Source organism: Roseovarius sp. AK1035 (genome assembly GCF_003288315.1).
Taxonomy (GTDB): Bacteria; Pseudomonadota; Alphaproteobacteria; order Rhodobacterales; family Rhodobacteraceae; genus Roseovarius; species Roseovarius mucosus_A.
In genome coordinates this window covers 2,042,333-2,067,690 of record NZ_CP030099.1, presented here as the reverse complement: position 1 = coordinate 2,067,690, position 25,358 = coordinate 2,042,333, and the positions used below count along the sequence as shown (strand labels likewise).

The 25,358-nt window shown below is 63.7% G+C and carries 26 protein-coding genes; 17 read left to right on the top strand and 9 right to left on the bottom strand.

The window, feature by feature from the left end; translation table 11 throughout:
* Positions 1-30: 30 nt before the first annotated feature.
* Positions 31-1,047, top strand: a complete 1,017-nt coding sequence (locus RAK1035_RS09855) for a ribose-phosphate pyrophosphokinase (protein WP_037297258.1) — start codon at positions 31-33, stop codon at positions 1,045-1,047.
* 33 nt (positions 1,048-1,080) lie between these two features.
* Positions 1,081-1,983: an EamA family transporter gene (locus RAK1035_RS09850; RefSeq protein ID WP_008279811.1), complete on the top strand. Its 903-nt coding sequence runs from the start codon at positions 1,081-1,083 to the stop codon at positions 1,981-1,983.
* Positions 1,984-2,197: 214 nt separating this feature from the next.
* On the opposite strand, the gene RAK1035_RS09845 is transcribed toward RAK1035_RS09850, so the two are convergent.
* Both RAK1035_RS09845 and RAK1035_RS09840 read right to left on the bottom strand, forming a co-directional pair.
* Complete coding sequence (locus tag RAK1035_RS09845; protein ID WP_008279810.1) at positions 2,198-2,890, bottom strand: NUDIX hydrolase; 693 nt, start codon at positions 2,888-2,890, stop codon at positions 2,198-2,200.
* 21 nt (positions 2,891-2,911) lie between these two features.
* Positions 2,912-3,301, bottom strand: coding sequence for a DUF983 domain-containing protein (locus RAK1035_RS09840; protein WP_008279809.1), 390 nt, complete (start codon positions 3,299-3,301; stop codon positions 2,912-2,914).
* A 224-nt stretch (positions 3,302-3,525) separates the two neighbouring features.
* On the opposite strand from RAK1035_RS09840, the gene RAK1035_RS09835 reads away from it, so the two are divergent.
* The 4 genes from RAK1035_RS09835 (at position 3,526) to RAK1035_RS09820 (ending at position 5,534) form a co-directional block, all read left to right on the top strand.
* Positions 3,526-4,017 (top strand): EF-hand domain-containing protein, encoded by a 492-nt coding sequence (locus RAK1035_RS09835; protein ID WP_008279808.1) that lies wholly within the window; start codon positions 3,526-3,528, stop codon positions 4,015-4,017.
* A gap of 74 nt (positions 4,018-4,091) precedes the next feature.
* Positions 4,092-4,685 (top strand): RNA polymerase sigma factor, encoded by a 594-nt coding sequence (locus RAK1035_RS09830; RefSeq protein ID WP_008279807.1) that lies wholly within the window; start codon positions 4,092-4,094, stop codon positions 4,683-4,685.
* The gene (locus RAK1035_RS09825) at positions 4,669-5,031 is read left to right on the top strand and encodes a hypothetical protein (RefSeq protein ID WP_232279157.1); all 363 of its coding nucleotides are present in this window, start codon (positions 4,669-4,671) and stop codon (positions 5,029-5,031) included. The genes RAK1035_RS09830 and RAK1035_RS09825 overlap by 17 nt, the downstream gene beginning before the upstream one ends.
* Positions 5,031-5,534, top strand: a complete 504-nt coding sequence (locus RAK1035_RS09820) for a periplasmic heavy metal sensor (RefSeq protein WP_008279805.1) — start codon at positions 5,031-5,033, stop codon at positions 5,532-5,534. The genes RAK1035_RS09825 and RAK1035_RS09820 overlap by 1 nt, the downstream gene beginning before the upstream one ends.
* Positions 5,535-5,540: 6 nt before the next feature.
* On the opposite strand, the gene RAK1035_RS09815 is transcribed toward RAK1035_RS09820, so the two are convergent.
* Positions 5,541-6,488 carry a GlxA family transcriptional regulator gene (locus tag RAK1035_RS09815; protein WP_008279804.1) on the bottom strand — a complete coding sequence of 316 codons (948 nt, stop codon included), beginning with the start codon at positions 6,486-6,488 and terminating at the stop codon, positions 5,541-5,543.
* A gap of 78 nt (positions 6,489-6,566) precedes the next feature.
* Here RAK1035_RS09815 and RAK1035_RS09810 point away from each other — a divergent pair, with 78 nt between their 5' ends.
* From RAK1035_RS09810 to RAK1035_RS09785, 6 genes are all read left to right on the top strand, one after another.
* A complete protein-coding gene (locus RAK1035_RS09810) occupies positions 6,567-7,481 on the top strand; it encodes a 3-keto-5-aminohexanoate cleavage protein (RefSeq protein ID WP_008279803.1) in 915 nt (304 codons plus the stop codon).
* On the top strand, positions 7,478-8,239 hold the full coding sequence (locus tag RAK1035_RS09805) for an SDR family oxidoreductase (RefSeq protein ID WP_008279802.1): 762 nt from the start codon (positions 7,478-7,480) through the stop codon (positions 8,237-8,239). The genes RAK1035_RS09810 and RAK1035_RS09805 overlap by 4 nt, the downstream gene beginning before the upstream one ends.
* Positions 8,239-9,648 carry a carnitine 3-dehydrogenase gene (locus tag RAK1035_RS09800; protein WP_008279800.1) on the top strand — a complete coding sequence of 470 codons (1,410 nt, stop codon included), beginning with the start codon at positions 8,239-8,241 and terminating at the stop codon, positions 9,646-9,648. Before RAK1035_RS09805 ends, RAK1035_RS09800 begins: the two co-directional genes overlap by 1 nt.
* Position 9,649: 1 nt before the next feature.
* Positions 9,650-10,810: an acyl-CoA dehydrogenase family protein gene (locus tag RAK1035_RS09795; RefSeq protein ID WP_008279799.1), complete on the top strand. Its 1,161-nt coding sequence runs from the start codon at positions 9,650-9,652 to the stop codon at positions 10,808-10,810.
* A 271-nt stretch (positions 10,811-11,081) separates the two neighbouring features.
* Positions 11,082-13,130, top strand: a complete 2,049-nt coding sequence (locus tag RAK1035_RS09790) for an acetate--CoA ligase family protein (RefSeq protein ID WP_008279798.1) — start codon at positions 11,082-11,084, stop codon at positions 13,128-13,130.
* On the top strand, positions 13,127-13,912 hold the full coding sequence (locus RAK1035_RS09785; RefSeq protein WP_008279797.1) for a carnitinyl-CoA dehydratase: 786 nt from the start codon (positions 13,127-13,129) through the stop codon (positions 13,910-13,912). The genes RAK1035_RS09790 and RAK1035_RS09785 overlap by 4 nt, the downstream gene beginning before the upstream one ends.
* Positions 13,913-14,197: 285 nt before the next feature.
* On the opposite strand, the gene RAK1035_RS09780 is transcribed toward RAK1035_RS09785, so the two are convergent.
* Complete coding sequence (locus RAK1035_RS09780) at positions 14,198-14,653, bottom strand: GAF domain-containing protein (protein ID WP_037297256.1); 456 nt, start codon at positions 14,651-14,653, stop codon at positions 14,198-14,200.
* 132 nt (positions 14,654-14,785) lie between these two features.
* On the opposite strand from RAK1035_RS09780, the gene RAK1035_RS09775 reads away from it, so the two are divergent.
* Positions 14,786-15,250 carry a GNAT family N-acetyltransferase gene (locus tag RAK1035_RS09775; protein WP_008279795.1) on the top strand — a complete coding sequence of 155 codons (465 nt, stop codon included), beginning with the start codon at positions 14,786-14,788 and terminating at the stop codon, positions 15,248-15,250.
* A gap of 6 nt (positions 15,251-15,256) precedes the next feature.
* Here the strand turns inward: RAK1035_RS09775 and RAK1035_RS09770 are convergent, their stop codons facing one another.
* Entirely contained in the window at positions 15,257-16,429 is a 1,173-nt protein-coding gene (locus RAK1035_RS09770) for a thiolase family protein (RefSeq protein ID WP_008279794.1), read from the bottom strand.
* 94 nt (positions 16,430-16,523) lie between these two features.
* Between RAK1035_RS09770 and RAK1035_RS09765 the strand changes: the two genes are divergently transcribed.
* From RAK1035_RS09765 to RAK1035_RS09755, 3 genes are all read left to right on the top strand, one after another.
* On the top strand, positions 16,524-16,862 hold the full coding sequence (locus tag RAK1035_RS09765) for an STAS domain-containing protein (protein WP_008279793.1): 339 nt from the start codon (positions 16,524-16,526) through the stop codon (positions 16,860-16,862).
* Between the two features lie 50 nt (positions 16,863-16,912).
* Entirely contained in the window at positions 16,913-17,359 is a 447-nt protein-coding gene (locus RAK1035_RS09760; protein WP_232279156.1) for an ATP-binding protein, read from the top strand.
* A gap of 221 nt (positions 17,360-17,580) precedes the next feature.
* Positions 17,581-19,158 (top strand): gamma-glutamyltransferase family protein, encoded by a 1,578-nt coding sequence (locus RAK1035_RS09755; RefSeq protein WP_112303077.1) that lies wholly within the window; start codon positions 17,581-17,583, stop codon positions 19,156-19,158.
* A gap of 44 nt (positions 19,159-19,202) precedes the next feature.
* On the opposite strand, the gene hspQ is transcribed toward RAK1035_RS09755, so the two are convergent.
* Positions 19,203-19,529: a heat shock protein HspQ gene (hspQ, locus tag RAK1035_RS09750; protein ID WP_008283234.1), complete on the bottom strand. Its 327-nt coding sequence runs from the start codon at positions 19,527-19,529 to the stop codon at positions 19,203-19,205.
* A 190-nt stretch (positions 19,530-19,719) separates the two neighbouring features.
* Between hspQ and RAK1035_RS09745 the strand changes: the two genes are divergently transcribed.
* Entirely contained in the window at positions 19,720-20,325 is a 606-nt protein-coding gene (locus RAK1035_RS09745; RefSeq protein WP_008283233.1) for a transglycosylase SLT domain-containing protein, read from the top strand.
* 25 nt (positions 20,326-20,350) lie between these two features.
* On the opposite strand, the gene RAK1035_RS09740 is transcribed toward RAK1035_RS09745, so the two are convergent.
* From RAK1035_RS09740 to RAK1035_RS09730, 3 genes are all read right to left on the bottom strand, one after another.
* Positions 20,351-20,956 carry a LolA family protein gene (locus tag RAK1035_RS09740; RefSeq protein ID WP_008283232.1) on the bottom strand — a complete coding sequence of 202 codons (606 nt, stop codon included), beginning with the start codon at positions 20,954-20,956 and terminating at the stop codon, positions 20,351-20,353.
* A gap of 82 nt (positions 20,957-21,038) precedes the next feature.
* The gene (locus tag RAK1035_RS09735; RefSeq protein WP_008283231.1) at positions 21,039-23,999 is read right to left on the bottom strand and encodes a DNA translocase FtsK; all 2,961 of its coding nucleotides are present in this window, start codon (positions 23,997-23,999) and stop codon (positions 21,039-21,041) included.
* Between the two features lie 18 nt (positions 24,000-24,017).
* Positions 24,018-25,196: an aminotransferase class I/II-fold pyridoxal phosphate-dependent enzyme gene (locus RAK1035_RS09730; protein ID WP_008283230.1), complete on the bottom strand. Its 1,179-nt coding sequence runs from the start codon at positions 25,194-25,196 to the stop codon at positions 24,018-24,020.
* Between the last annotated feature and the right edge of the window lie 162 nt (positions 25,197-25,358).

The following is a 25,358-nucleotide window of genomic DNA, read 5'->3' as shown; positions in this document are numbered from 1 at the left end:
CTGTCATATTGCACAGCCGGGGACCCCATCATGCCAGCCACATCGCAACCGAAGCTCATTTCGGGCAATGCCAACCTGCCGCTTGCCACGGCGATTGCCCGGCGGATGTCGATGCATCGCGGGGTCAATGTGGGCTTGGTCGACGCCCGTGTCGAACGCTTCAACGATCAGGAAATCTTTGTCGAGGTCTACGAGAATGTGCGCGGCGAGGATATGTTCATCATCCAGCCCACCTCGAACCCGGCCAATGACAACCTGATGGAGCTTCTGATCATGGCCGACGCGCTGCGCCGGTCGTCGGCGGCGCGGATCACCGCCGTGATCCCCTATTTCGGCTACGCCCGTCAGGATCGCCGCTCCAAGGCGCGCACGCCGATTTCGGCGAAACTTGTCGCCAATATGATCGTCGAGGCCGGGGTAGAACGCGTGCTGACCATGGACCTGCACGCCGCGCAGATTCAGGGCTTTTTCGATATTCCGGTGGATAACCTCTACGCTTCCCCGATCTTTGCGCTCGACATCATGACCCAGTTCAAGGGCCGGATGCAGGATGTGATGGTGGTCTCGCCCGACGTGGGCGGTGTGGCGCGCGCGCGCGAGCTGGCCAAACGGATCACCGCCCCTCTCTCGATCGTGGACAAGCGCCGCGAAAAGGCGGGCGAAGTGGCGGAAATGACCGTGATCGGCGATGTGACTGACAAGATCTGCATCATTGTTGACGACATGTGCGACACCGCTGGCACGATGTGCAAAGCGGCCGAAGTGCTGATGGAAAACGGCGCATCCGAGGTGCATGCCTATACCACCCATGGCGTCATGTCTGGCCCGGCGGTCGAGCGGATCACCAAATCCGTTCTGAAATCCATGGTCATCACCGACACGATCCTGCCCACCGAGGCGGTGCGTGCCACGCCCAACATCCGCATCATCCCGACAGCCCCCGTCTTTGCCCAAGCCATCCTGAACATCTGGAATGGCACGAGCGTGTCGTCGCTCTTTGACACGCCGACGCTCGAGCCGGTCTATGAGGGCCAGTTTGGCGGCTAAGCGAGCCGCGCCCGAACGCGGCGCGTGACGGGCATGGAGCCGTGGATCTTTCTCTCGATTGCAGCGGCAGCGTTCCAAACGCTGCGTTTCATGCTGCAAAAACACCTGAGCATGGGCGCGCTCAGCGCAGGCGGCGCAACGCTGGCGCGGTTTTTCTACTCCGCACCTTTCGTGGTGGCCTTGTCCCTGGCCTATCTGGCTGCAACCGGTGCCGCTTGGCCAGGCTACACCCCGCTGTTCTGGGCCTATGCGATTTCGGGCGGGCTGGCGCAGATTCTCGCGACATGGTGCGTGGTGGCGCTCTTTGCAGAGCGTAATTTCGCCGTGGGCATCACCTTCAAGAAAACCGAAGTGGTGCAGACGGCCCTTGTCGGCCTTGTGATTCTGGGCGATCGAATCACGTGGCTGGGCCTTGGCGCGATCCTCTTGGGGCTGATTGGTGTGCTGATCCTGTCGGAAACGCCGGGATTTGAAGGGCGTTGGTGGCGGCGCTTTGGCAATCGTGCCGCAGCGCTTGGGCTGGCCTCAGGCGCGTTCTTTGCGGTCTCTGCCGTGGGCTATCGCGGCGCCACGCTAGAGATTGCCAGCGCAGACCCGCTATTGCGGGCCGGTCTGTCGCTGATGATGGTGACGGTGATGCAGGCCGTGGCCCTCACGCTTTGGCTGATGTGGCGCGAACCGGGCCAGGTGGGGCGCGTCATCGCAGCGCGGCGCACGGCAGTCTGGATGGGGCTGACCGGCATGGCGGGCAGCCTCTGCTGGTTCACCGCCTTCACGCTCCAAAACGCGGCGATGGTCTTTGCGGTCGGACAGGTCGAGGTGATCTTTTCGCTCTTCGCCTCGGTGCTTTTCTTTGGCGAGCGCATCACCCGGCGCGAGGGCTGGGGCATTGCGCTGATCACGCTCTCGGTGATCGCGGTGGTAGCGCTTAGGTAAGGTGCGTTTGGCCCCTAGCGTTGAGCCGCGCGGTGCCCGACCGCGGGAGGGCGCTGCAACAGAAGTGATGGGCAGTTTATGCCTGCCAAGTCTTCCGCGGGTTCAATGAGATGAGCCGCTGCAAAGGCGCCCGCCCGGGGGGCGGTCGGGCGCCGCGCGGCGGTGCCTGCGGCACCTTGATTCCGCGCAAGAGGAAACTCGGGGAGGTCCCACGTCACCCAGACGCCGCGCCCTTCAGCCGCAAGAACAGGCTCTCTTCGTCATCATTGCGAAAGAACGGCACCGATACAGGCGGATTGCGGTCATGCGCCCGCGCCGTGACCTCTGCCAGCACCACCTCGGTGATGAACGGCAGATCAAACCGGCGCGCCTCTTCCAGCGGGATCCACTGCAGATGGCTTAATTCTTCGCAGGCGGCGGAAAAATCATCCGGGTCCCCCGCCAACGCCTCGGCATGCACCAAAAAGAACCGCGCATCGAACCGGCGCGGACGCCCCGGCGGAGTAATCGCGCGAAACACGAATTGCAGCGGATCGGCCACCGGCACCAGACCGCGCGCGGCAAAGCCTTGCCAATCACCGGGCACATCACCCGGCCATGCGCCGGGCATACCAAGCGCCAAACCAGTTTCTTCCCACAACTCGCGGATGGCGGCGGCGGCAATCGCATGGCTCAGATCGCGCTCACAATCCTCGGTCAGGCGCGCGGCGCAAAGCGGCGGCAGGGGGCGCACAAGCGGAATTTCGGCATCGCCCGCATCCACCGCCCCTCCGGGAAAGACGAATTTGTTGGGCATAAACGCCGCTTCGGCCCCGCGCTGCCCCATCAGAACATGCGGCCGCTCTGGATCACGCAGCACAATGACGGTTGCGGCGTCGCGAATAGCGGTCTTGTCGATTGCGGTCATGCCTGCCCCTTTGCGGCGGGGCTAGTGGCTCTCTTTGAACCCATGCATCAGCCGCGCCCATTGAAAGGCCACAATGGCCCCCTTCAATCGGGGCAAAAGGTAGAGCGACAGCGCGATGGTGCCAATAGCGAATATCGTGAACAGCACCAAAGGCTCGGGCCGGAACTGGACAAAGGCAATATGCAGCAGCGGTGCCATCAGATGCCCCACGATCAGAATCGTCAGATAGGCCGGGCCATCATCAGCGCGCGCATGGCTCAGATCCTCGCGGCACACAGGGCAGGTATCGCGCAGCTTGAGATAGCTGCTCAGAAGCGGGCCACTGCCACAGTTCGGGCATTTCCGGGAAAACCCCCGGCGCACCGCAGGCCAAAGGGCGCGGTCAGTCTGTGTCATCGTCGTATCGCCCATGAGAAGCCTCGCTTTGCGTTTGCGCAAACATGGCGCACGCGGGACATAGAGGAAAGATGACAGACCGTCCTTGCGGCGCGATGTCGCAAAGCCTGCACCGCATCTGCAAAAAATTTCATCCCTTGCGACGGAGCGGCCCGCGCCCCGCGTAAGAGACCTTAGAAACGCCCCAACGATCCGGGCGCTTCACGACAAGGCATCAAATCCCTGAGGGAGAGACGATAATGCAAAAGACAGTTCTGATGGTGGGCCTGACAGCGGCGATTCTGGCCGGTGGGCTCAGCGTGGCACAGGCCGACAGCCACAAGGGCAAGATGGGCAAAGGCATGGGCATGCAGCACAGCTTTGAAGAGCTGGACGCCGATGCCGATGGCAAGATCACGCCAGAAGAGATGGCCAACCACATGCAGGCGCGGTTCGAGGGTGCCGATAGCGATGGCGACGGGGCCCTGTCCAAAGACGAGCTGGTCGCCCGCATGACCGAACGTCAGGCCGAGCGCATGGCCGCCTATGCCGATCACATGATCGAACGGCATGACGCCAACAAGGACGGCACGCTTACGCCCGATGAAATGCAGGCACGCAACAAGGGCAAAATGTTCGAAAAGATGGACGCCGATGGCGATGGCGCGATTTCCGAGGAAGAGTTTTCCCAGATGCGCGCCCAGCACGGCAAGCATCACGGCATGATGAAAGACAAGAAGGCCAGCGAGTAACATCTTGCGGCGCGGGGACACCCCCGCGCCGGGCCTCTGGTCAGGGGCCGATCCGAAGGATACGCTAAAGGGTGATGCGCATGCCATTCGACGCCATGGAGGATCTGCCCGATGACGCGCTCTTGGCGCGGTTCGCGGACGGTGACGGCATGGCCGCGCGCCTCCTCACGCTGCGCCTGACACCGCGCGTCATGGCGCATGCCTACCGCCTCTTGGGCAACCGCACCGAGGCCGAGGATGTAGCGCAAGAGGCGCTCTTGCGGCTCTGGCGTCAGGCCCCCGATTGGCGACCCGGCGAGGCCAAGGTCAGCACTTGGCTTTACCGCGTGGTGGCCAATCTTTGCATCGACCGGCGCAGGCGGGCGCGCGGCGGCAATCTGCCGCTTGATGCGATACCAGAGCCCGAGGATGAACAGGCCAGCGCCGCCGAACGGATGCAGGACCGCGCCCGCGCCGACGCGCTGCAATCCGCGCTCGATCAGTTGCCCGAACGGCAACGCCAAGCGGTGGTTCTGCGCCATATCGACGGGTTGGCGAACCCCGAGATTGCCGAAATCATGGACGTGACCGTCGAGGCGGTCGAAAGTCTGACCTCACGCGGCAAGCGCGCACTCAGCGCGCTTCTGGCGGGGCGACAAGAGGAGTTGGGATATGTCGATGAGCGATAAGGATCAGGATATTGGCGGGCTTGGCGCGTTTTTTGACGCCGCCCGCGCCCATCCGCCCGCACCGTCGGCAGAGTTGCTGGCGCGCGTGCTCAGCGATGCCGAGGCCGAACAGGTCTGGATCACCCGCCGGACTGAGGCCGCACGCGCCGCGCCGCGCTCTGGTCTTCTGGAACAGCTCTATCGCCTCTTGGGCGGTTGGCCCGCCATGGCCGGGCTGACAACGGCCGTTGTGGCGGGCGTCTGGATCGGCACCACCCTGCCCGAGGGGCTATCTGGCAGCAACGAGGCGGCCTATCTGGTCGATATCACACCCGAAGCGGTGTTTGAACTGGCAGGAGATTTCTGATGACAGAGCAGCAGGGCACTGGCCGGACCAAGCCTTGGGTGCGGGCGCTTTTGGTGGCCTCTCTGGCGCTGAACCTTGCGGTGGCGGGGTTGGCAGCGGGCTGGGCGCTGCGCCATGGCGGCGATCACGCCGGTCATCACCCCTCGCGGCTCGATATGGCCGGTGGGCCGCTCACGCGCGCGCTTTCGGATGCCGACCGCCGCGCCATAGGCCGCGCGATGCGGGACGCATGGCGCAGCCGCACGAACAACGGCCCAAACATCGGCGAGAGTTTCGACGCGCTTGTGATCGACCTGCGCGCCGTGCCGTTTAACGCTGACCGGGTCGCGGCCCAGATGCGCACCCAGCGCGATGGGTTCGCCGCGCGCTTTGAGATGGGACAGGAGGTGCTTTTGACACATCTCGCCGCCATGTCCGACGCCGACCGCGCCGCCTATGCCGACCGGCTCGAGGCGCAGATCGCCGAATACCGCGCCAAACGCGAAAAACATCGAAAAGACTGACAGCGCTCAGCCGTGCCGCAAAGCACGCGGCGTGGTGCCATATTGCCGCCGCAGCGCGCGGGTCAGCGCCGCAGGCGATTCGTAGCCCGAGCGCAGCGCAATCTCCGCCATACCCAGCCGCGTGTTCTCGACCAGCTTGCGCGCCGCCGCCAAGCGCAGATGCCGGTACACCGCCCCCGGCGGTGCCCCAAGGCCCGCCCGAAACCGTCGATCCAGCGTGCGCGGCTGGCACGATAACCGCCGTGCCAGATCGCTCAGCGACAAGGGCCGCTCGACATGATCGCGCATCAATCCCAGCGCCCGGCGCACCAGCGGATCGCCCACGGCCACATCCTCGCGCGTCGGGGTCACTGGCGGATCGTCATGAAGAAACAGCGCCTCGACATCCAGCCGCACCGCCATGCCCAAGTGATCGCTGATCAGCCCCAGCGTCAGATCAAGCGCCGACATCGCCCCCGCACAGGTCATCCGCGTGCCATCGCGCAGCACCCGCGCGCGCTCTGGCGTGACCGTCAGAAACCGCTCGGTAAAGGCATCCAGCAAATCCCAATGCACCGTCGCCCGCCGCCCATCCAATAGCCCCGCCGAGGCCAAAAGCCACGGCCCGCTATCCAGCCCCACCGTCACCCCCGCCCGCCGCGCCGCCGCTTGCAACGCGCGCCGCGCGGCGGCAGTGTCGTGCCGGTCGTGATCATAACTTGCCAGCACAAAAAGGTAATCGCAGGCCGTCAGCGCCCCCAACCCGCCATGCGCCAGCACCTCGATCCCACTGGACGAGCGCGCAGGCGCGCCGTCCAACGTCAGGATCTGCCAGTCAAAGCCACGGCGCGGCCCCAGCGTATTTGCGGCGCGCAGCGGCTCCAGACAATTGGCAAGGCACAGGTTTGAAAACCTGTCAAAGAGCAACAGCGCGATACGCACCGGGGCGTTTGGTGATTTTGTCCATTCCAGCATGATTATTGTCTGATACCGCAAAATCAAAAGCCATACCAGCACGCTAGGCTGGCCCCAACACACAAACCGGAGGATGCCATGCCGCTCACCATGAACCGCGAGGTTTTCATTACCTGTGCCGTCACCGGATCGGGCACCACCCAAGACAAAAGCCCGCATGTCCCCCGCTCGCCCAAAGACATCGCCGAAAGCGCCATTGCCGCCGCCAAGGCAGGGGCCGCCGTGGTGCATTGCCATGTGCGCGACCCCGAAACCGGCGCGCCCTCGCGCGATCTCAAACTCTTTCGCGAGTTGACCGACCGCATCCGCGACAGCGACACCGATGTTGTGCTGAACCTGACGGCGGGCATGGGCGGCGACATGATCTTTGGCGGGGTGGAATCCCCCCTGCCCCTCTCGCCCAAGGGCACCGATATGGCAGGGGCAACCGAACGTGTCGCCCATGTCGCCGAATGCCTGCCCGAGATTTGCACGCTCGATTGCGGCACGATGAATTTCGCCGAGGCCGATTATGTGATGACCAACACCCCCGGCATGTTGCAGGCCATGGGCCGGATGATGACCGAATTGGGCGTAAAACCCGAGATTGAGGCGTTCGACACCGGCCACCTTTGGTATGCCAAGCAATTGGTCAAGGATGGCATTCTGGAACCCGATGCGCTGGTGCAGCTTTGCATGGGCGTGCCATGGGGCGCGCCGGATGATCTCAACACCTTCATGGCGATGGTCAACAACGTGCCAGACACTTGGACCTTTTCCGCCTTTTCGCTGGGCCGCCACCAGATGCCCTATGTCGCGGCCTCGGTGCTGGCAGGCGGGCATGTGCGCGTCGGGCTCGAGGATAACCTCATGCTCGACCGTGGTGTTTTGGCCACCAATGCGCAACTCGTGGAAAAGGCAAAGGGCATCATCGAGGGCTTGGGCGCGCGCCTCATGACCCCCGCCGAGGTGCGCCAGAAACTGCGCCTCACCAAACGGGCCCCGCGCGGATGAGCCAGCGCGTCGTGATCACCGGCGGCGCGTCGGGGATCGGGCGGCGCTTGGCCGAACGCTTCGCCGCGCGCGGCGACCGGGTGGCGATTTGCGATGCCGATGGCGATGCGGTGGCCCTTATGCAGGCTGACCACCCTTTGATGATCGCCCGTCAGGCGGATGTGACCAACGAGGCGCAGATGACCGCCTTTCTGGGGCATGTCGAGGACACATGGGGCGGGGCCGATGTGCTCTGCGCCAATGCTGGCACCGGCGGCCCCGCAGGCCGGATCGAGGATCTCGATTATGCCGCATGGCAGGCCTGTGTTGGCGTCAATCTCTTTGGCACCTTTCTCGCCTGTCGCTGGGCGGCGCGGGTGATGCGGGCGCAAGGCGCGGGGCTGATCCTGATCACCACCTCCACCTCTGGCCTGCACGGCGTGCCCTATCGCACCCCCTATGTGGCCGCCAAATGGGGGCTGGTGGGGCTGACCAAGACACTGGCGATGGAGCTTGGCCCCGCCGGTGTGCGCGTCAACGCCATCGCCCCCGGCGCGGTCGAAGGCCCCCGGATGGAGCGTGTGGTGGAAATGGAGGCCCGCGCTTCGGGCCGGACCGAGGATGAGGTCCGCACGCTCTATGCGCGGGGCACCAGCCTGCGCACATGGGTCACGGCGGATGATCTGGCGGATATGGCGCTGTTCCTCGCCTCCCCCGCCGCAAGCAAGGTAACGGGCCAGATCCTGGCCGTGGACGGACATACGGAGAGCATGGTTTAATGACGAGAACAGCAGCAATCATCGGCGGCGGTGTGATCGGCGGCGGCTGGGCCGCGCGTTTCCTTCTCAATGGCTGGGATGTGCGGGTGTTCGACCCCGATCCCGAGGCCGCGCGCAAGATCGACGCCGTGCTGGCCAATGCCCGCCACGCCCTGCCCATGCTTTATGACGTGGCCCTGCCCGCCGAGGGGCACCTGACCTTTCATACAACCCTATCCGAAACCGTCATGGGCGCGGACTGGATACAAGAAAGCGTGCCCGAACGGCTGGACCTGAAACACAAGGTCTTCCAAGCGCTGCAAGAGCATTGCGACGCAGGGGCGATCATCGGCTCCTCCACCTCAGGCTTCAAACCCTCGGAATTGCAAGGCGGTGCCGCGCGCCCCGAACAGATCGTCGTCACACATCCGTTCAACCCGGTCTATCTCTTGCCCCTCATCGAACTAGTCACGACCGAGAAAAATTCCCCCGCCCTCATCACCCGTGCCAAGGATATCCTCACCTCGCTCGGTCATTTCCCGCTGCATGTGCGCCGGGAAATCGACGCCCATATCGCCGACCGCTTCCTCGAGGCGGTGTGGCGCGAAGCGCTCTGGCTCGTCAAGGACGGCATCGCCACCACCGAGGAAATCGACAACGCCATCCGCTACGGCTTTGGCCTGCGCTGGGGGCAAATGGGCCTCTTTGAAACCTACCGCATCGCGGGCGGCGAAGCAGGCATGAAACATTTCATCGACCAATTCGGCCCTTGCCTGTCGTGGCCCTGGACCAAACTCATGGATGTGCCGGAACTGACGGATGAACTGGCCCAGATGATCGCCGATCAGTCCGACGCGCAATCCGGTCACCTCAGCATTCGCGAACTCGAACGCAAACGCGACAATAACCTTGTCGCCATGCTGCGCGCGCTGCGCCAACAGGGCAATGCAGCGGGGCGGCTGATCAACCAACACCAGCAGACGATCAAGACCACCCTCACCGACGGCCCCCCCATCACCAGCGCCCGCCGCGTCATTCCCGCCGACTGGACCGATTACAACGGCCATATGAACGAGGGGCGTTTTGGCCAGCTTTTCAGCGATGCCGCCGATGCGGTGATGACCCATGTCGGGGCCGATACAGCCTATATCGCTGGCGGGCTGAGCTATTTCACCGTCGAGAACACCATCAGCTTTCTCGCCGAGGCCCATGCCGGCGAGCATATCCGCGTCGAGACGCGCGTCACCCAAGGCGAGGGCAAGAAACTCCGCTGTTTTCACGAAATGAAACGCGAGAGCGATGGCGCGCTCTTGGCCACCTCGGACCAGTTCATGCTGCATGTGGATCTCAAGTCCCGCAAATCCTGCGATCCGCGCGCCGATGTGCTGGCGCGGGTCGTGGCATTGGCCAAACAGCACAAGGAGGCCTGAGATGCATTTCGGACTGACCGACGAGCAAGAAATGATCGTCGGAGCGGTGCGCCGCTTTGTCGAGAATGAGATATACCCCCATGAGCCCCTTGTTGAGCGCAGCGGCGAAGTGCCCCCCGAAGTGGCCCAAGCCATCAAGCAAAAAACCATCGACCTTGGGTTCTACGCCTGCAATTTCCCCGAGGCCGTCGGCGGCGCAGGGCTGAGCCATCTTGAGTTTGCCCTTGTCGAGCGCGAACTCGGGCGCGGCTCCATGGCGCTCACGCATTTCTTTGGGCGACCGCAGAATATCCTGATGGCCTGCACGGGCGAACAGATCGAGCGTTACCTCTTGCCAGCGGTGCGCGGCGAGCGGATGGATGCCCTTGCGATGACCGAACCGGGCGCCGGATCAGACGTGCGCGGCATGAAATGCGCCGCCCGACGCGACGGGGGTGACTGGGTGCTCAACGGCACCAAACATTTCATCTCGGGCGCGGATCACGCCGATTTCGTCATCGTCTTTGTCGCCACCGGCGAGGATCAGACCGACAAGGGGCCCAAGAAACGCATCACCACCTTCCTCGTGGATCGCGGCACGCCGGGCTTCACCATCCGCGACGGCTATAAATCCGTCAGCCATCGCGGCTACAAGAACATGGTGCTCGAATTCGACGATTGCCGCCTGCCCGATGCCCAGGTTCTGGGCGAGGTGGATGGCGGCTTTGCCGTGATGAACGAATGGCTCTACGCCACCCGGATCACCGTGGCCACGATGGCGGTCGGGCGCGCACGCCGCTGCTTTGACCACGCGCTGCGCTACGCGGCAGAGCGGGAACAATTCGGGCAGGCCATTGGCAAATTCCAAGGCGTCAGCTTTCAGCTGGCCGATATGATCACCGAAATCGACGCGGCCGACCTTTTGACCCTCAACGCCGCGTGGCGTCTGGATCAGGGCCTGCCCGCCAACCGCGAGATCGCCAGCGCCAAGCTCTACGCCTCTGAAATGCTGGCCCGCGTCACCGATGCCACGCTGCAAATCCACGGCGGGATGGGGCTGATGGATGACCTGCCCATCGAACGCTTCTGGCGCGACGCACGGGTGGAACGCATCTGGGACGGCACATCCGAGATTCAGCGCCACATCATCAGCCGCGAAATGCTGCGGCCCCTCGGCGCATGAGACGGATCGCCGCCTGCGGCGCCGACACGCCGGGGGGCGCCGCCCCCCGGACCCCCCGAGGTATTTTGGGCCAGATGAAACAGGCGCACCCCCTGCCCGTTACAGACAGGGGGTTTCACCTGGCGCGGTCATCGGCTCCTCAGCCTGTACCGCCCTGTCAAACTGCCGCAAAATGGTTAACCAACCCTTTCATCTGGCCAAAAATACCTCGGGGTGAATGGCCCGCAGGGCCAGAGGGGCAGCGCCCCTTTCTTTTCCAGAGTGCCCGCACATGACCCAAGACCTCTCCCGCCTGCTGCGCCCCGCCTCCATCGCCGTGATCGGCGGCGGCACATGGTGCGCCAATCTTATCCGGCAATCTGTGGCCATGGGCTTTGCCGGGCCGGTCTGGCCGGTGCATCCGACCAAGGCACAGATCGGCGGCGCGCGCGCCTATCCCTCGCTATCCGCCCTGCCCGGCGTGCCCGATGCGGTCTTTGTCGGCGTCAACCGCGACGCCACCATCGCCACCATCGCGCAGCTTCGGGAGATGGGCGCGGGCGGCGCTGTCTGCTTTGCCGCAGGTTTTCTCGAGGCCGAGGCCGAGCTGGGCGACGGCGCTGAGATGCAGGCGCGCCTGTTGCACGCAGCGGGCGACATGCCGATCATCGGCCCGAATTGCTATGGCTTCGTCAACTATCTCGATGGCGCGCTCCTCTGGCCCGATCAGCATGGTGGGCAACGCTGCAAGAGCGGCGTGGCAATCCTCACGCAAAGCTCGAACATCGCGATCAATCTCAGCATGCAGGCGCGCGGCCTGCCCATTGCCTATCTGATGACCGTGGGCAATCAGGCACAGCTGGGCCTGTCGGCGCTTGGCCGCGCTCTGCTAGAGGATCCCCGCGTCACCGCCCTTGGCCTGCATATCGAGGGGGTGGGCGATCTGCGCGCCTTCGAGGCGCTGGCAGAGGCGGCGCGCCGGGCAGGCAAGCCCATCGTCGCGCTGAAATCCGGGCGCTCGGATCAGGCGCGCGCCGCCACGCAATCGCACACCGCCTCTTTGGCCGGGAGCGGGGCCGGCGCGGCGGCCCTCTTGGCGCGATTGGGAATTGCGCAGGTCACGTCCCTGCCGCAGATGCTGGAGACCCTGAAACTCTTGCATTTTGCAGGCCCGCTGCCCGGCAATGCCGTGGTCTCGATCTCTTGCTCGGGCGGCGAGGCAAGCCTGATGGCCGACACCGCCCTTGATCACGCCCTCACCCTGCCACCGCTCACGCCAACACAATCCCGCGCGCTGCGCGCCGCACTTGGGCCACGGGTGGCGCTGGCCAACCCCTTGGATTACCACACATTCATTTGGGGCGACGTGCCCGCCATGGCCGCCACCTTTGCCGCCGCTCTTGATGGCCCTGCCGATATCGGCGTGATGATCGCTGATTTTCCACGCCCCGACCGCTGTGATCCCTCCGCTTGGGACTGTATATTCGAGGCAGGCGCAGAGGCGCAGCGCCGGGTGGGCAAACCGCTCGCGCTCATCGCGACCCTGCCCGATTGCCTGTCAGAGAGTGTGGCCGAGCGCGCCATTGCAAGCGGATTGATCCCGCTTGCCGGGCTGGATGATGGGCTCACCGCCATCGCCCGCGCCGCGTGGCTGGGACAGGCGCGCAGCACGCCTTTGCCGCTCCTCTTGCCCGGCACGCCGACGCAGCCCCGCACCCTGACCGAGGCCGAGGCCAAGGCGGCGCTCGCCGCCCACGGGCTGCGCATCCCACAGGCGCGCCGTGCCGCAACACCCGCCGAGCTTACCGCAACCCTCAGCGACATGGCTTTGCCGCTGGTCATCAAGGCCGAGGGTCTGGCGCATAAGACCGAGGCAGGCGGCGTGATCTTTGTCCACCACGCGGACGACCTTGCCGAGGCTCAGGCCAAGGCCCGCGCCATGCCCTGCCAAAGCTGGCTCATCGAAGAGATGATCGCGGCCCCTATCGCGGAACTGCTAATCGGAGTGCTGCGCGACCCGGCGCATGGGTTTGTGCTGACCTTGGGCGCAGGCGGCACGCTGACCGAAATCCTGCGCGATACAACCAGCCTGCTCTTGCCGGTGACAGAGGCCGACCTTACCCAAGCCCTCAGCCACCTGCGCGCGGCCCCCCTGCTGGGCGGCTATCGTGGCCAGCCCACCGCCAACCACGCCGCCATTCTGCGGGCGGTCATGGCCGTTCAGGACTATGTGATCGCCCATGCCGCGACCCTCGAAGAGGTGGAAATCAACCCGCTCCTCTGCACCGCATCGGATGCGGTCGCCGTGGATGCGCTCATCACCAAGGGAGAGAGACCATGACCGACACGCCCATTCGCACCGAACGCAACGGGGCCGTGCTTGAGGTGACATTGGATCGCCCCAAGGCCAATGCCATAGACGCCGCCACCAGCCGGATCATGGGCGAGGTGTTCCGCGACTTTCGCGACGATCCCGACCTGCGCGTTGCCATCCTGACCGGCGCGGGCGGAAAATTCTTTTGCCCCGGCTGGGATCTCAAATCCGCCGCCGAGGGCGAGGCCCCCGACAGCGATTATGGCGTTGGCGGCTTTGGCGGATTGCAGGAATTGCGCGGGCTGAACAAGCCGGTGATCGCCGCGATCAATGGCATCGCCTGTGGCGGCGGGCTGGAACTGGCGCTCTCAGCAGATATCGTTCTGGCCGCAGACCACGCTACCTTCGCCCTGCCCGAAATCCGCTCGGGCACCGTGGCCGATGCGGCCAGTGTCAAACTGCCCAAGCGTATCCCCTATCACATCGCCATGGAGCTTTTGATCACGGGCCGCTGGTTCGATGCAAAAGAGGCCGCGCACTGGGGGCTGGTCAACCACATCCACCCCGCCGACCGGCTGATGGACGAGGCGCGCGCCATGGCCCAGACCATCGCCGCCGGCCCACCGCTGGTCTATGCCGCGCTCAAGGAAATCGTGCGCGAGGCCGAGGCCATGCGCTTTCAGGATGCGATGAACCGGATCACCCGGCGACAATTCGAGACTGTGGATACCCTCTACGCCTCGGAAGATCAGAAAGAGGGCGCGCGCGCCTTTGCCGAAAAACGCGATCCTGTGTGGAAAGGGCGCTGACGAGGTTTCGATTGGCCAGTGCGGGGAATGGCCTCAAGGCGACATTGGACCTGTGCGATGAGCCGCGCGGTCGCTGGGCCGGGGACTAGCGATGCAACGGCAGTGACTGCCACTTAATGCAAGCAAAGTCCGTATGACTTGAAAGAGATGCGCTACATCTCAAAATCGCTAGGCCGCGGGACGGCCCAGCGATCGCGCGGCGCCCTTCGGGCTTGATTCCGCGCGTAAGCGCTTGGGGCCAATGTCCGCTTCAGGCCAAAACCCGTCCTGCCTCCTCACAGCCCCTCAAATCCGTCCGAACACAGCCGCCAGAATCTCGCTCAGCCGTGCCGCATCCTCTTCGGTAAAGGCCGCCGGTTGATCGCTGTCGATGTCGAACACCGCAATCAGCCGCCCCGCCCCGTCGCGCACCGGCAGCACAATCTCTGAGCGCGTGGAACTCGCACAGGCGATATGATCCGGAAAAGCCTCGACATCCGGCACCAATTGCACCGTGCCCGTGCGCGCCGCCGCACCGCAGACACCGCGCGAAAACGGGATGCTCAGGCAGCCATGCCCGCCCTGATAAGGCCCGATCTTGAGCATCTCAGGCGCGGTGACACGGTAAAACCCGGTCCAGTCGAACCGATCATCCGCATGGTGCACCTCGCACACCACCGTAGCCATGAGCGCAACGGCGTCGCTCTCCCCTTCGGTAAGCGCGGCGATGGTGCGGGCGATATGGTCATAATCAATACGCATGACAGCCCTATGCCACGGCCCAAGCGCCAAGGCCAGAGCCCGCATGCAGCCTTTGGGTTGCATCCTGTGTCCACCCATGGCAGAGACGCGCCCGCAATAAAATTACGACATGGACTATAAGGAATACGACATATGTCCCGGCTGACCCTGCACCGCAACCAGACCCGTGATCTTGAACCTCTGGCACGCCTTTTGACCGACAAGGATGATCTTGCGCTGGTCAATCCACAGGCCAGCCATCCGTTTGACGCACGCGAATGGGCGCTGAAATGGGTGGGCGACCTTGAGGACGAAACCTTTTATCTCTGTGATGAGAACGGGCAAGAAGTGGGCTTTTTCGCCCTGCGCGTGGGCGTCGGCCCCGAGGTGCGCCACCTCACCTATGTGTTTGTCGAAGAACGCATGCGCGGCGGCACCGGCGAGGTGCTCTTGTCCCTCGCCGAAGAGGCCGCCCGCCAACTCAAGGCGCTGACCATCACCCTCAAGGTCGAACTCGACAACGCGCCCGCGCTCAACCTCTACCGCAAGGCGGGGTACGAGGAACTGTCGCGCCGCCGGGGCATGGCCACCATGCGGCGCGATCTCGAGGCGGCCTGAGGGGCGTCAGACCCGCTCAATCGCAATCGCCGTGCCTTCGCCGCCACCGATGCAGATAGCGGCCACACCACGGCGCAGCCCGCGTGTTTCCAACGCATTGAGCAGCGTCACCATGATCCGCGCGCCGGACGCCCCAATCGGATGACCCAGCGCACAGGCCCCACCATTGACGTTAAGCCGCTCTCGCGCCACGCCCATCTCGTGCATGAACGCCATGGGCACCACCGCAAAGGCCTCGTTCACCTCCCAGAGATCGACATCCGCCACGCTCCAGCCCAGCCGGTCCAAGAGCTTGCGCGCCGCAGGCACCGGGGCGGTGGTAAAAAGGCCGGGGGCTTGCGCATGGCTCGCGTGCCCCATGATCCGCGCGCGCACCTGTAGGCCCCGCGCCTCGGCCGCCGCGCGCGAGGCCAGCACCAGTGCCGCAGCACCATCGCTGATCGAGCTGGAATTGGCCGCCGTCACCGTGCCCTCCGCGCGAAACGCGGGTTTCAGCGTCGGGATTTTTTCGGGCCGCGCCTTGGCGGGTTGCTCATCCGCAGAGATCACCACCTCGCCCTTGCGCCCCCGCACCGTCACCGGCGCAATCTCACGCGCGAACGCCCCCGAGGCTTGCGCGTCCAGCGCGCCTTGCAACGAGGCCAGCGCATAGGCATCCTGCGCCTCGCGGGTAAATTGAAACGCCTCGGCGCAATCCTCGGCAAAGGTGCCCATCAGGCGGCCCTTGTCATAGGCATCCTCGAGCCCATCAAGGAACATGTGATCGACCACCTGCGCATGACCCAGCCGCGCGCCGCCCCGCATCTTGGGCAAAAGATAGGGCGCGCCCGACATCGATTCCATTCCGCCCGCGATCATCACCTCGGCATGACCCAAGGCAATCTGGTCAAAGGCCATCATCGCCGCCTTCATCCCAGACCCGCACATCTTGTTGAGCGTCGTGGCAGGCACCTCTTCGCCAAGCCCCCCCAGAAAACCGGCCTGCCGCGCCGGGGCCTGCCCCTGCCCCGCAGGCAGCACACAGCCCATCAAGACCTCGTCCACGGTCTCAGCCCCGGCATCCAGCAGTGCCGCGCGAATCGCAGCGCCGCCCAGTTCTGCCGCCGGTACACCCTCGAAATCGCCCTGAAATCCACCCATGGGCGTGCGCGACGCCCCGGCAATCACCACCTCTTGCATCTTTGCCTCCTCGCAAATCCTGATCCTGCATACCGAATGGTAAGGAATTGGGTCTAGCGTGCCCTGTATTACTACGTATCCTGCCGGAGGCACCATGGATCTCAACACCACGCATCATCCTGACATGACCATCATCACCGTCGGCGAGGCACGTATCGACGCCGCCGCCGCCATCCGCTTCAAGGACGCCATGCGCGCCGCTACGGCCAGCGGGGCGGGGCCAGTCGTGCTCGATCTGGGCAATGTCACTTTTGTGGATTCCAGCGGGCTGGGTGCCATCGTCGCCGCGATGAAACAGATGGGCGGCGAGCGGCGGCTCGACCTCGCCTGTCTTACCCCCGATGTGGCCAAGGTGTTTCGCCTCACACGGATGGATACGGTGTTCACCATCCATGACGATCTGCGCAGCCTCCAATCCCGCGCGACAGGGTGATCGGGCAGGATGGGCGGCCCCATGATGACCCTTGCCAGAGGTCGCGCGCCGTGATCCCTGATCCTGCGGCTCAGCACCTCACGCTTCACACCCGTGCCTCAAACCTCGCCGTGCGCGAGGTGCTGGCGCGCACCCGCGACTGGCTGCACGCCTGCGCCATGCCCGATGAGGCATGTGGCACCGTCGAACTCGTGCTGGCCGAGGCGCTGAACAATATCGTGGAACATGCCTACCCGCCCGAGACCCCCGGCGACATCCAGATCGCGCTTGCGCTTCATCCGGCCCGGCTTGTCGCCATACTCAGCGATCAGGGCGCGGCCCTGCCCGGCCTTTGCCCCCCCGACGGCCTCTTGCCCGAGCATGACGTCGCGCGCGGTGCCTTGCCCGAGGGCGGGTTTGGCTGGTTTTTGATTCGCGATCTTACCGACCGGATCGACTATCGCCGCGCCGCCGGATGCAACCATTTGACCCTCGAATTCCACCGCGCCCCGCTCTGACACAACCCTAGGGTTAGACCGCCGCAATCTTACCTTAATCCCGGCCAACTCACGCCGCAGAACCCCGTCATACAGAAACCCGTAGCTGCATATGGCTTCCCTCGGCGTCGCGTGTAATTGCCCCCACCCAGCGCGCGGCGTCGAGGCTTACTCTTCTCCCCCGATTGGCAAAGCCGCAAACTGCGCCTAGTGTCCCCCCATCACGGACACAAGGACAAGACATGCGCGACTTTCACAAGCCCGGCCGCTCGGCCACCTTTTCCACCAACGGAATGTGCGCCACCTCGCACCCGCTTGCGGCCAAAACCGCCATCGACATTCTCGAACGCGGCGGCAACGCCATGGACGCCGCGATTGCAGGCGCGGTCCTCTTGGGCATTTGCGAACCGCAAATGACCGGCATCGGCGGCGATTGCTTCGTCCTCTTCACCAAACCGGGCGATCCCACCATCCACGCGCTCAATGGCTCTGGCCGCGCGCCCGCCGGGGCCTCTGCCGCCGCCCTGCGCGCCGCAGGCCATGACACCGTACCACTTCAAAGCGCACATGCCGTCACCGTCCCCGGTGCCATCGACGCCTTTTGCCGTCTCAGCGCCGATCACGGCCGGCTTGGCCTAGATACCCTTCTCGCCCCCACGATCCGCTATGCCGAAGAGGGCGTGCCAGTGGCCCCCCGTGTCGCCTTTGACTGGCCCACGGCGGGTGCCGCGCTTCAGGGTCATGGCCTCACCCATTACATGCCCTCAGGCACGCCGCCCACAGCAGGCCAGATGTTCCGCGCCCCCGGTCAGGCCGAGGTGCTGCGCCGCATCGCCCGTGACGGGCGTGCCGCCTATTACGAAGGCGAAGTGGCCGAAGACATCATCACCACGCTCAACGCCTTGGGCGGCACCCACACGGCGGCCGATTTCGCCAACCAACACAGTGACTACACCACCCCGGTCAGTGGCGAGTACAAAGGCGCCAATCTGGTCGAGCATCCACCAAACGGCCAAGGCGCCACCGCAATCCTGCTGCTCAACATCCTGAAACATTTCGACATTGCCGGAATGGACCCGTTTGGCGTCGAACGCACCCATATCGAGGCCGAAGCAACCAAACTGGCCTATGACGCGCGCAACCGCTTTATCGCCGACCCCGATCACATGCGCAAACTCGACTATATGCTCTCAGACGAGACCGCCGCAAAACTCGCCGCGCTGATTGATCCCAAACGCGCCATGGCCGCCGCCAAACCCCTGACCGAGGCCGTGCATCGCGACACGATCTATATCACCGTGGTGGACCGTGACCGCATGGCGGTGTCGCTGATCTATTCCATCTTCCACGGTTTCGGCTCTGGCATCGCGTCTGAAAAATTCGGCGTTCTGCTGCAAAACCGTGGCGCAGGCTTTACGCTGGAAGAGGGGCATCCCAACGAACTCGGCGGCGGCAAACGCCCGATGCACACGATCATTCCCGGCATGTTGGTGGAAAATGGCCGCGTGACCATGCCCTTCGGCGTGATGGGCGGCTCGTATCAATCAACGGGGCATGCACGTCTGGTGTCGAACCTGCGCGATTTCGGGATGGACCCGCAATCCGCCATCGACGCGCCGCGCGCCTTTGCCGATCCTCTGGGTCTCAACCTTGAGCGGGGCTATGGCGACGCTGTGGCGCAGACCCTCGCCGATATGGGCCACGACATCCTGCACATGCCCGGCCCCATTGGCGGCGCGCAGGCGATCTATATCCATGACGATGGCGTGCTTGAAGGTGGCAGCGACCCGCGCAAGGACGGCTGCGCCCTGGGCTATTGATCAGGCAACACAGGGAGGGTGGGTGCAAACCCACCCTCGCCCACTCAATTCAACTGGAAATGCAGCGGATAATGCCCATCCTCGAACGGACCAAACAGGTCCGGAATATCGGGATGCCCCACCGGCTCGCCGGAATAATCGGCGACAAGATTCTGTTCACTCACATAGGCCACATAGTAGCTTTGCTCGTTTTCCGCGAGCAGGTGATAGAACGGCTGTTCCTTGGATGGGCGGCTATCTTCGGGAATCGAGGCATACCATTCCTCGGTATTCGAGAATTGCGGATCGACATCAAAGATCACCCCGCGGAACGGGTGTTTCTTGTGACGGACCACTTGGCCCAGATGATATTTTGCACGTGTTTTAATCATATCGCGTTTGCCCCTAATGCCAGAGTGTAAACCTTTCAAGGGTGGTTTGTCCAACAGTCGGCTGAATCATGCGAGAAACAGTCTGTGAACGTAGGCGTTACAGCGCTGCAGCGCGCAACCGCGGCGAATTCGTGATTTCCCCCGGCCAGAATTTCCAGTAAACTGCATAAAAAAAGAGAGCGAGAGGCAAATGAGCAGAACTCTTCGCGCGTTGATGGTGTTGTTTGTGCTGGCTTCCTGCGGCGGTGGCGGCACGGGCTATGGCACCGCCCCGCGCAATCTAGACCACGCATGCGCCATTCTGGACGAGCGCCCCGAATACGCCCGCGCCTTCCGCGCGACAGAGCGGAAATGGGGCGTGCCCGCCCATGTGCAGATGGCCACGATCTATCAGGAAAGCAAATTCATCAGCGATGCGCGCACCCCGTTTCGCTGGACCCTGGGGGTGATTCCCACGGGCCGGGTCAGTTCGGCCTATGGCTATAGCCAGGCGCTGGACGGCACATGGGAGGAATACCAGCGCGAAACAGGCCGTTTCGCCGCTCAGCGCACCAATATTGCCGATGCCACCGATTTCATGGGCTGGTATATGGCCAAATCCAACCAGAGCCTTGGCATCCCGCTCACGGACGCGCGCAACCAGTATCTCGCCTATCACGACGGGCGCACCGGCTATGCCCGTGGCAGTTTCAACAGCAAGCCGTGGCTGCTGCGCGTCGCCGACAGTGTCGAAACCCGGTCACAAAATTACCGCGCGCAGCTTGGCACCTGTGCTCTTGGGCGCGGTCTGATCTGATCCTTGCTGGGCCTGCGGCGCGGGCTCAGCGATCCACCCGCATCCGCTCCTTGCCCGGAATGACGAAACTCTCGTCATTCAGCCGCACATCGCGCTGCATATCGCCCAGAACCACCGTGGTCTGGCTGCCGCTGCCGTCATGGATCACCCATTGACGCAATTCCACGGGGCTGCCGGTAAAGACCAGATCAATACTGCCATACTCAGGATTCGCCGGGTCCTGCGCGCGCACCGTGGTCGAGGTGCCATCGCTCGCATGTCCCACCACCATCCGCTCGCGCGTCAGGTCCACATTGCGCGCCAGGATGATTTTCAGCGGCGTGCGGTGAAGTGGATAGCCCACCGGCCCATCATTCGAGCGCGGGTCGATAATCCCCACCGTATCGCCATCAGCCACCACCAGCGCCTGTTCGGGCGGGTCATATTCAAACCGCACCCGACCGGGGCGCTTGATCAAAATCCGGCCCGTGCTGATCGTGCCATCCTCGTTGATCTGGGTAAACGCACCTTGGGCGGTCCGCAAACCGTTCAGATAGTTTGAGATTTCCGGCAAAGACAGCTTTTCCGCCGCCGCCGGGAGGGCCATCGCCGCCCAGAGGACGGGAACCATAAGAAAACGCATCTTGTTCATACCCCACAGATAAGACACCCCGCGCGGGATTGCACCAGCGCGGGGCGTAAATTTTTCACAGCTGAGCGAGGCACCGCCGGTCCTACTGCGGCTCCGGCACCAGCACTTCGCGCTTGCCCACATGGTTCGAGGAACTGACCACGCCCTCATCCTCCATCTGCTCGACCAGACGCGCAGCCTTGTTATAGCCAATCGCCAGTTTCCGCTGGATATAAGAGGTCGAGCATTTGCGATCCTTGATCACAATCGCCACCGCCTGATCATAAAGCAGGTCATCACCCTCGGCCCCGCTGCCTGATGAAAGGCCCAGCACCGCATCAATGCTCTCGGCCTTGTCCTCATCCGGCCCTTGCAGCACCGATCCCACATAGGTCGGCGGGCCATAAGCCTTGAGGTGATTAACCACCTCCTCAACCTCTTCATCGCTCACAAAGGGGCCATGGCAGCGGGTGATCTTGCCGCCCCCCGCCATATAGAGCATGTCGCCCATGCCAAGAAGCTGCTCGGCGCCCATCTCGCCCAGAATGGTGCGGCTGTCGATTTTCGATGTCACCTGAAACGAAATCCGCGTCGGAAAATTCGCCTTGATCGTGCCGGTGATCACATCCACCGACGGGCGCTGTGTCGCCATGATAAGGTGAATACCGCTTGCGCGCGCCATCTGCGCCAACCGCTGAATACAGGCCTCGATCTCTTTGCCCGCCACCATCATCAGATCGGCCATCTCATCGACGATGACGACGATATAGGGCATCTTCTCGGGTGCGAATTCTTCGGTTTCAAACACCGGCTCGCCGGTGTCATCGTCAAACCCGGTCTGCACCGTGCGGCTGAACATCTCGCCCTTTTTCAGCGCCTCCTCGACCCGGCCATTATAGCCGTCGATATTGCGCACGCCCATCTTGGACATCTTGCGATAGCGGTCCTCCATCTCGGCCACCACCCATTTGAGCGCAACCACCGCCTTTTTCGGATCGGTCACAACAGGGGATAGCAGATGCGGAATGCCATCATAGACGCTCAGTTCCAGCATCTTGGGGTCAATCATGATCAACCGGCATTCTTCCGGCGTCAGCTTGTAGAGCAGGCTCAGGATCATCGTGTTGATCGCCACCGATTTGCCCGATCCCGTGGTCCCCGCAATCAGCAAATGCGGCATCTTGGCAAGGTTGGCCACAATGGGATCACCGCCAATATCCTTGCCCAAGGCCAAAGGCAGCTTTTGATTGCCATCGCCATAGGCCCGGCTTGACAGGATTTCCCGAAATCCAACCATCTCGCGGTTGTCATTGGGCAATTCGATCCCGATCACCGATCGCCCCGGCACGGTGGATACCCGCGCTGACAGCGCCGACATCGACCGCGCGATATCATCCGCCAGACCAATCACCCGGCTCGCCTTTAGGCCCGGTGCCGGTTCCAGCTCATACATCGTGACCACGGGGCCGGGGCGCACGCTGACGATCTCGCCCTTCACGCCGTAATCATCCAGCACATTCTCCAGCATCCGAGCGTTTTCTTCCAGCGACTCGTCGCTCAGATGATGGCGCTGAATATGCTCGGGGTCCGCCAATAGGCTGAGCGGCGGCAACTCATAAACCGGCTGCGCGGGGGCCTCAAAACGCAGCGCCGGCTGCGCTTCGGCCATGGCCCGCGACGACGGCTGCAAGGGCTTGCGCGGTGCATGTTGCACAACCTTGCGCGGCTCAGGCATCGGAATGCGCGGCGCAGGTGCCGCCATCTCGGGCGCATCATCTTGCCCAAATGCCTCGATCATCGCGTCGAAATCGTCGTCCTCCGTCACCTCCAACATGGGCGCGGCCATGCTCACCGGTGCGGCGGCGGCGCGCAGTAACGGCTCGGCCCTCAGCGGCGTTTGCACCACATGACGCGCCGTCAGCGGCGGCTCGGGCGGCAAAACACCACGCGGCGCAGTGTTCAGGATCAAAGGATCAGGCCCACGCCCCCGGCCCTTGGTCAGGGGGGCCACAGATGCGATCTGCACCGCCGGGCTTTGACGCACCCGCGCCTTGATCACATCGGAAATCTTGGCCCGGATCCGGTCATCACCGGGCATCTCGGCCTCGCCCTCATAGGTCGCGGCTTCTACCAATTCCGGCTCGGGCATGACCTCGGGCTTGCGCATCAGCATCGGCATCCGCGCCAATAGCCCACCGGGCTTGTCCACCGGCTGCGCAGGCTTGGGTGCGACCGGCGCGTGCCGCTGGGCTGTCAACGGAACGGGATCTGCGCGTCGCACCCGCGCGCCGTCCAGCGCAGGCTCTGCCCGCAGCGGCACCGCCGCGCGCGCAACAGCCGCCTCACCCCGACGTGCGCGCCGTTCCGCCATCATGGCCTGCATGACCTGCCCCGCTTGGGCTGCACCACCCGCGCCGCGACCCATCGCTTTCATCAGCGCGGCATAGCACAGGATCACCCCCACCAGCAGAAAGCGGCCCATGCGCTGCAACTCTACCCGTGTAAAGCCCAGCACGAACGCCCCCATCCCAAGCACGCCAACCCCCAGCACCAACGACAAAAGCTTGAGCCCCACACTCGCCCCGACCGGCAGAATACCCAGCAAGGCCCCCAAAACCGTGTCACCAAAAAGCCCGCCCAAACCGAAACTATGGGTCTGCGCCCACTCCGCCCCCGGCGTCAACGACGCGGCATAGAGCGCCAGTATCGCAAGCCAGATCGGCGCGAAAATAAGCCGACCCATCGCCCGGTCCTCGCCCCGGTGCAGCGCCATGCGCGCGCCCCAGACCCCCAGAACAATGGCAAATCCCCAGGATCCCCAACCGATGATCATGAACAGCGGCGCCGCCACCGACGCGCCCAAACGGCCCATCCAGTTCTGCACCGGCGCATCCGTGGCCGACATCCAGCTTGGATCGTCCGGAGTGTAAGAGACCACCATCGCCGCCGCCATCAGCGCCACCGCCATCAGCACAAGACCCAGCAATTCCTTGCCGCGTTTCTCGATTGCCTCAGCCATGTTGCTGTCCAGCAAGGGGTCGCGCCCGCGCGTCTGATATGCCATCTCGTCCCTCGTCCTCAATCATCCATAGAGACAGGCGCGCAGCCGTCTCAAACCATCTGCCATCTCATCCTTGGGGGCCACCATCGCGACCCGAATATACCCCTGACCGGGGTTCACGCCGCCTGCCTCTTGGCTCAGATAGGCCCCCGGCAACACCCGCACGCCGGTTTCCTGCCAAAGCCGCAGCGTCGCCGCCTCGCCATCCTCGACCGGCAACCACAGGAAAAATCCTGCCTCCGGGCTGCGATAGCCGGGCAGATTGCCCAGAATCTCATCGGCAATCTCATATTTCTCGCCATAAAGACGGCGATTTTCGATCACATGCGCCTCATCCGCCCAGAGCCGCGCGGCCGCATGCTGCAACGGCATCGGCAAGGGCGATCCGGCATAATTGCGCAACTGCTTCATCTGCGCGATATTCTTGGGGCCAGAGGCAACAAAGCCCGAGCGCAGCCCCGGCAGGTTCGACCGCTTCGACAGGCTGTGAAACGCCACGATCCGCTCAGGATCAGCCCCCATCTCCTGCGCGACCTCCAGAATACCCACCGGCGGCGTATCGCGGTAAATCTCGGCATAGCATTCATCGGCGAAAATGCGGAAATCATAACGCTCCGCCAGCCCGATCAACTCGGCCCAATAGGCGCGGCTCGCCACTGTGCCCTGCGGATTGGCGGGCGAACACAGATAGGCCACCGTGACGCGGTTCAACACCTCTTCGGACAGCGCCGCGAAATCCGGCAAATGCCCGGTTTCATGGGTGGCGTTCAGGAAAATCGGCTCCGCCCCCACGCTCAGCGCCGCCACCATATAGACCTGATAAAACGGGTTCGGTGCCAGCACGACCGGGCGCTTGCCGCCCTTCACTTCGGGGCTGAGCGCCATCATCGCATTATAAAGCCCCTCGCGTGTGCCGTTCAGCGCCATGATCCGGCTTGCCGGATCAAGCGTCACGCCATAGCGCCGCCCCACCCAATCGCCGGCCGCCTGCAACAACTCAGGCATGCCCTCATTGACGGGATAAGAGTTAAAGCCATCGGCATTTTCTGCAATGACATCAACGATCCAGCGCGGAAACGCGTGCTTTGGCTCGCCAATCGTCATATGCACGACCTCGCCGCCGGGCGCATGAGCGTCAAGCAGGGTCCGCAGACGCGGAAACGCATAGGCCGGTAGGTTCGCAAACCGCTCGGGAAACATCTGATACTGCCTCAAGGTTCGGGATCATTCGCGTCCCGTTTCCCTGAATCTACCCAAGCCCTGCCCTCAGGTCCAGCAAAACCAAGGGCCTAGCCCCCGAATTGTGGCATTTTTGGCAAGGCGCTCAGCTTTCATCGTTCTGAAAAACCGCATTGCGACCCG

Bases quoted from the DNA above. Each gene is read 5' to 3' on its own strand.
- RAK1035_RS09735 (WP_008283231.1), bottom strand. From the start codon at position 23,999: ATGGCATATCAGACGCGCGGGCGCGACCCCTTGCTGGACAGCAACATG.
- RAK1035_RS09825 (WP_232279157.1), top strand. From the start codon at position 4,669: ATGTCGATGAGCGATAAGGATCAGGATATTGGCGGGCTTGGCGCGTTT.
- RAK1035_RS09770 (WP_008279794.1), bottom strand. From the start codon at position 16,429: ATGCAAGAGGTGGTGATTGCCGGGGCGTCGCGCACGCCCATGGGTGGA.
- RAK1035_RS09785 (WP_008279797.1), top strand. From the start codon at position 13,127: ATGACCGACACGCCCATTCGCACCGAACGCAACGGGGCCGTGCTTGAG.
- RAK1035_RS09730 (WP_008283230.1), bottom strand. From the start codon at position 25,196: ATGTTTCCCGAGCGGTTTGCGAACCTACCGGCCTATGCGTTTCCGCGT.
- RAK1035_RS09790 (WP_008279798.1), top strand. From the start codon at position 11,082: ATGACCCAAGACCTCTCCCGCCTGCTGCGCCCCGCCTCCATCGCCGTG.
- RAK1035_RS09765 (WP_008279793.1), top strand. From the start codon at position 16,524: ATGGATCTCAACACCACGCATCATCCTGACATGACCATCATCACCGTC.
- RAK1035_RS09800 (WP_008279800.1), top strand. From the start codon at position 8,239: ATGACGAGAACAGCAGCAATCATCGGCGGCGGTGTGATCGGCGGCGGC.
- RAK1035_RS09780 (WP_037297256.1), bottom strand. From the start codon at position 14,653: ATGCGTATTGATTATGACCATATCGCCCGCACCATCGCCGCGCTTACC.
- RAK1035_RS09775 (WP_008279795.1), top strand. From the start codon at position 14,786: ATGTCCCGGCTGACCCTGCACCGCAACCAGACCCGTGATCTTGAACCT.
- RAK1035_RS09845 (WP_008279810.1), bottom strand. From the start codon at position 2,890: ATGACCGCAATCGACAAGACCGCTATTCGCGACGCCGCAACCGTCATT.
- hspQ (WP_008283234.1), bottom strand. From the start codon at position 19,529: ATGATTAAAACACGTGCAAAATATCATCTGGGCCAAGTGGTCCGTCAC.
- RAK1035_RS09815 (WP_008279804.1), bottom strand. From the start codon at position 6,488: ATGCTGGAATGGACAAAATCACCAAACGCCCCGGTGCGTATCGCGCTG.
- RAK1035_RS09745 (WP_008283233.1), top strand. From the start codon at position 19,720: ATGAGCAGAACTCTTCGCGCGTTGATGGTGTTGTTTGTGCTGGCTTCC.
- RAK1035_RS09835 (WP_008279808.1), top strand. From the start codon at position 3,526: ATGCAAAAGACAGTTCTGATGGTGGGCCTGACAGCGGCGATTCTGGCC.
- RAK1035_RS09840 (WP_008279809.1), bottom strand. From the start codon at position 3,301: ATGGGCGATACGACGATGACACAGACTGACCGCGCCCTTTGGCCTGCG.
- RAK1035_RS09805 (WP_008279802.1), top strand. From the start codon at position 7,478: ATGAGCCAGCGCGTCGTGATCACCGGCGGCGCGTCGGGGATCGGGCGG.
- RAK1035_RS09740 (WP_008283232.1), bottom strand. From the start codon at position 20,956: ATGAACAAGATGCGTTTTCTTATGGTTCCCGTCCTCTGGGCGGCGATG.
- RAK1035_RS09755 (WP_112303077.1), top strand. From the start codon at position 17,581: ATGCGCGACTTTCACAAGCCCGGCCGCTCGGCCACCTTTTCCACCAAC.
- RAK1035_RS09810 (WP_008279803.1), top strand. From the start codon at position 6,567: ATGCCGCTCACCATGAACCGCGAGGTTTTCATTACCTGTGCCGTCACC.
- RAK1035_RS09855 (WP_037297258.1), top strand. From the start codon at position 31: ATGCCAGCCACATCGCAACCGAAGCTCATTTCGGGCAATGCCAACCTG.
- RAK1035_RS09830 (WP_008279807.1), top strand. From the start codon at position 4,092: ATGCGCATGCCATTCGACGCCATGGAGGATCTGCCCGATGACGCGCTC.
- RAK1035_RS09795 (WP_008279799.1), top strand. From the start codon at position 9,650: ATGCATTTCGGACTGACCGACGAGCAAGAAATGATCGTCGGAGCGGTG.
- RAK1035_RS09850 (WP_008279811.1), top strand. From the start codon at position 1,081: ATGGAGCCGTGGATCTTTCTCTCGATTGCAGCGGCAGCGTTCCAAACG.
- RAK1035_RS09820 (WP_008279805.1), top strand. From the start codon at position 5,031: ATGACAGAGCAGCAGGGCACTGGCCGGACCAAGCCTTGGGTGCGGGCG.